The sequence below is a fragment of the Mycobacterium sp. TH-M15 genome, from assembly GCF_057473705.1.
Genome location: NZ_JBYCLB010000081.1, coordinates 1 through 4619 on the forward strand (window position 1 = coordinate 1; position 4619 = coordinate 4619).

General features: G+C 69.2%; 4 protein-coding genes and 1 pseudogene. 1 reads left to right on the forward strand and 4 read right to left on the reverse strand.

What is annotated here, in order from left to right; genetic code table 11:
* From AC2VNT_RS02005 to AC2VNT_RS02015, 3 genes and pseudogenes are all read right to left on the reverse strand, one after another.
* A pseudogene (locus AC2VNT_RS02005) lies at positions 1-360 on the reverse strand (hypothetical protein); the annotation flags it as partial.
* Between the two features lie 208 nt (positions 361-568).
* Positions 569-1726: a tRNA dihydrouridine synthase DusB gene (gene dusB, locus AC2VNT_RS02010; protein ID WP_486945266.1), complete on the reverse strand. Its 1158-nt coding sequence runs from the start codon at positions 1724-1726 to the stop codon at positions 569-571.
* A gap of 11 nt (positions 1727-1737) precedes the next feature.
* A complete protein-coding gene (locus AC2VNT_RS02015; protein ID WP_486945263.1) occupies positions 1738-2742 on the reverse strand; it encodes an acyl-ACP desaturase in 1005 nt (334 codons plus the stop codon).
* Between the two features lie 275 nt (positions 2743-3017).
* On the opposite strand from AC2VNT_RS02015, the gene AC2VNT_RS02020 reads away from it, so the two are divergent.
* Complete coding sequence (locus AC2VNT_RS02020) at positions 3018-3155, forward strand: hypothetical protein (protein ID WP_486945264.1); 138 nt, start codon at positions 3018-3020, stop codon at positions 3153-3155.
* Between the two features lie 3 nt (positions 3156-3158).
* On the opposite strand, the gene AC2VNT_RS02025 is transcribed toward AC2VNT_RS02020, so the two are convergent.
* Complete coding sequence (locus tag AC2VNT_RS02025) at positions 3159-4196, reverse strand: LGFP repeat-containing protein (protein WP_486945265.1); 1038 nt, start codon at positions 4194-4196, stop codon at positions 3159-3161.
* Positions 4197-4619 lie beyond the last annotated feature (423 nt).

The window sequence follows — 4619 nt, forward strand, 5'->3', positions numbered from 1 at the left end:
GCGGGGTGTGCCGTTGGGTGGGGTGGTGCGGGCAGCGCCATTCGCCGGAGCGGCGTGCCTTCCCTCCGGCTGGGAACCGTTGCCGACCTTGGCGATCAGTTCGGCGACGGTGACTCGGCCGTTGGCGTGATTCCCGGGTCGGTCCGCTTCGGCCGTTCCGAGCCCGCCGGTGGCCGGCGGCGGTGACTGTCGGCGGATGGCATCGCGGCCGGGCTCCCCACGACGGGGCGCACCGCGTCGCGGCCCGCCCGGCCAACGTTCCCACGGCGCGGCGCCGGGGGCAGACCGGGCCGCCGGGTTATGGTCCGAACTGGAGGTGGTGACCCGGCGGCCCCGCGGGGCGCTGTCGCCGTCACTCATGTCCCAACAGCCTCCGAGTCCTGGGCCTGACGTGCCTAGGCCACACGTCAGTGCAGTGCCCGATGCCTCGTGCACTGCTGCTCCGGGTGCTTCCCGCGGGGGCCGCACCGCGTTTTCTTTTGGTCGGTCGCCACGCCACGGCGCGGTCCAACAAGGCACTCATTCTACTGAGACGCCGGGAAATGTGCGATTGCGAGATCGTCTCAGTTCAGCCACCGGAATTCATGACATCGGCTCCGGTCGGCACCGCGCAGTCGTCCGGATCGGCCAGCCAGCCGTCGGGAAGGGCGACCTTCGCCGGGGAGCCCTGCCGGCCGCGCGGCCCGGTGGCGGCGTCGGGAAACGGCGCCGAGGCGTCCAGCTGCGCGAGCAGCGCGTCGAGTTCGCCGGTCGTCTTGACCAGCGCCAGCTGCCGTCGCAGCTCGGCGCCGGCCGGGAAGCCGTGCAGGTACCAGGCGATGTGTTTACGCATATCGCGCAGGCCTTTGTCCTCGCCGAAATGGGCGGCCAGCAGGCTGGCGTGGCGACGCATGATGTCGGCCACCTCGCCCAGGGTGGGCGGGGTCGGCACGGGACGCCCGGTGAACACCGCCGACAACTCTGCGAACAGCCACGGACGCCCGAGGCAGCCCCGGCCGATGACGACCCCGTCGCACCCGGTGGCACCCATCATGGCCAGCGCGTCGTCGGCTTCGAAGATGTCGCCGTTGCCGAGCACCGGGATCGACCGAACATGCCGCTTGAGCTGCGCGATCTGCTCCCAGTCGGCGGTTCCGGAGTAGCGCTGCGCGGCGGTGCGGGCGTGCAGGGCCACCGCTGCGGCCCCCTCGCCCTCGGCGATCCGGCCGGCGTCCAGGTGGGTGTGGTGGGCGTCGTCGATGCCGATCCGGAACTTGACCGTCACCGGAATGTCGGTGCCCTCGGTGCCGCGTACGGCCGCCGCCACGATCCGGCCGAACAGCCGCCGCTTGTAGGGCAGCGCCGACCCGCCGCCGTGCCGGGTGACCTTGGGCACCGGGCAGCCGAAGTTCAGGTCGATGTGGTCGGCCAGCCCGTCGTCGGCGATCATCTTCACCGCCGCATGGGTGGTGTCCGGGTCGACGGTGTAGAGCTGCAGCGACCGCGGCGACTCGTCGGGCGCGAACGTCGTCATGTGCAGGGTGGCCGGGTGTCGCTCGACCAGTGCGCGGGCGGTGACCATCTCGCAGACGTACAGCCCGCTGACCGTGCCGGCCCGGGACCGCTCCAACTCGCGGCAGAGGGTGCGGAATGCGACGTTCGTCACACCGGCCATCGGGGCCAGCACCACCGGGCTGGACAGGGTGATCGGACCGATCCGCAGCCCGGTCTCGGGAGGCCGGTTGATCCGGCCGGTGGTCAGGACGCCGATGACGCGAGCGCCTTCTTCGCGGCCCGTTTCTCGGCGACCAAGGCCTCGCGCTCCAGCCGGCGCTGCTTGGCCACCTCGAACTTCTCGCACGTCTCCTCGAGTTCGGTGACGATCTTGCCGATCTCGTCCTGGTAGCGGGCGGCGTCGCCGGTGAAGTCTTCCCGCTCCAGGATGCGCCACTTCTTGAGCACCGGCATCACCACGTCGTCGAGGTGGATGCGCGGGTCGTACACGCCGCCGACGGCGATGATCACCGCCTTGCGGCGGAACTCCGGTACCACGTAGCCGGGCATCTGGAAGTTGTCCAGCACCCGGTGCAGCGAGTGCATCGCCTGCTGTGGGGCGATGTCGAAGCCACGCGCGGCGACGTCGCGGTAGAAGATCATGTGCAGGTTCTCGTCGTGGGAGATCCGGCCCAGCAGCTGGTCGGCGACGCTTTCGTTGCAGGCCTTGCCGGTGTTGCGGTGCGAGATCCGGGTGGCCAGTTCCTGGAACGTCACGTAGATGACCGAGTCGAGCGGGCTCGACGCGAACAGGTCGTCTTGCACCTGGTGGTTCTGGCCGGGGCTGAAACCGCGGTTGACGGTCTCCATGCGCAGCGTCTCCAGCTCGATCGGGTCGACGTTGCGGGTGACCACGAGGTAGTCGCGCAGCGCGATGCCATGCCGGTTCTCCTCGGCTGTCCATCGGTTGATCCAGGTGCCCCAGGCCGAGTCCATGCTGTAGTTCATCGCGATCTCGCGGTGATACGACGGCAGGTTGTCCTCGGTCAACAGGTTCTGCAGCATCGCGGTCTGGGCCACTTCGGAGAGCCTGGCCTGCTCCGGGTCCCAGTCCTGGCCGCCGAGCGCGTAGTAGTTCTTCCCCTCCGACCATGGGATGTAGTCGTGCGGGTTCCAGTCCTTGGCCATCGAGAAGTGTCGGTTGATGGCGTTCTCGACGACCGGCTCCAGTTCGTTCAGCAGCTCAAGGTCGGTCAACTTGCGCGTCATACGGCACCTTCTCGGTTATCTGTTCCTGACGGTTGCAGGCAACACCGTGAGAATATATCTGTGTCTTCCGGTCACATGCAAGCACCCGATGCGACGGCGTGCTGTCGGTCCGGTTCGTCTCCGCGCGTCTGCCCGGGGGCGACGCCTGAGCCGCCAAGCGCTGTGCAGCGCCACCTGGCCGACCCGCCGGAGCGTCGATGTCCGTTCCGGAGCGCGTCACCGTCCGATGCCCCGACTGCTGTGGCGAGATTCCATGCGACCCGGACGTCGCTCCGATGCCGGGGACCGCCGGTGCCCGGTTCATCGACCGAGCGCCCAGCCTCGCCGACTTGCTCGCCCAGCACTACTTGGACACCCACGACTGCGACGCGACCGGAGTCAACGTGAAAGTGCCGACGTTGCAATCGAATTGACCGTTACTCTGCGTCACTCGTGTCATTGCAGCTCTGCTGCTCGGCGCCGACCGCGGTGTCGACCTCCGGCTCAGGCGCATGCCCGTCACCATCCGGCGCGGGTACGGCCGCGGGTTCGGGTTCGGCTCGCTCGGCGGCCGGGGCGGAAGCCTTGGCCGACAACTCGGCCGGCGGTGGGTCGACCGGTTCGGGTGCCGCCGGGACGTCCGGCTCGGGAGGCGGTGCTGCGGGTGTCACCGCCGGGCTCGGTTCCGGTGTCCGAGACTGCGCCGCTCGCCGGCGTCGCCACCGCAACATCAGCAGGCCGACCAGCAGCGCCGTCAGCGTGGCGCCGACCGCGACGGACCGCCCGGGGGGGCGGTCGCCGATAGGCGCGGCGTTGTCGGCTTCCGGGGGCTCAGCCGGAGTCGCCTCTTCTGTCGGCGGGGCGACCGGCTCGAACCCCGGGATGGACGCGGCCAGTCCCGGCGGCACGGTGACCAGTCCGGCCGCCTCCGACCAGCTGATCTGGGTGCCCTGCGGTCCGACGAACCGGGCCCGCTGGACGCCGCCGACGTCGGTCGTGTCACTGGTGGGATAGCCGAATGGACCCGAGGTGGCTCCGCTGGTGCGCCAGGCCTCGAGCACCTTGGCCCGGAGCACCCGGGGTCCGGTATCCGGTGACCAGTAGATGGCCGCCCCGCCGGCCTGTGTGAAGTCGGTGAACTGGCCTACCTCGTCGCCGACGTCGGTCTCGTCGGTGGTCGGCAGGCCGAGCGCACTGCCCGGGCCGCCCAGCCCGAGATACTTCACCAGGATCGCGCCGTGCATGACCCGCGCGCCCGTCTCATAGGAGTAGAAGATCGCCCCGCCGCTGTAGTCTTGCTCGACCCCGCCGGGGACCTCGACGGGGAGGCCGGTGGGAACACCGAGAAGTGAATCCGCCCCGCCGAATTCCGCATAGCGCGTCGTGATCGCGTCGATGGCTTCGGGTGAGGGAGCAGCCCCCGCCGAGGGCGCGTCGATTACCAGTCCGATGGTGGCGGCGAATGCGGCCACCATCGATGCGACCCGTGTGCCGCGGCCCAACCGCACTACTGACACCGCTGACTCCTTGTTTGCCCGGTGCTGACAGCCGGGGTTCCCCCCGTGGCCGGGCCCGGGGAGATCCTGTCCGGATGAACTTATCGCCGGCTCGCCGCCGGTTTCTCGATGATCTACTCCACCTTGCGGTAGACCGGCTTCTCGACCACCTTCTCGACGAGCCGCTGCACGGTGCGGTAGGGGCGATCGATGACGTTCATAAATTGGTGTGCCACGGGTTTGGTGGATCCGAGCTGGTCATCTCGTCCTCCTGGGGATCACGGCGTCTCGGAGACCAGATGCTCCGACGCGCGATGGCAGGCATAGTGTCACACCTCGGGCAGCGACACGCATACGATTGTCGGCAAAATAAGCCGTGCTCCACGGGCCGGACGACCGTAG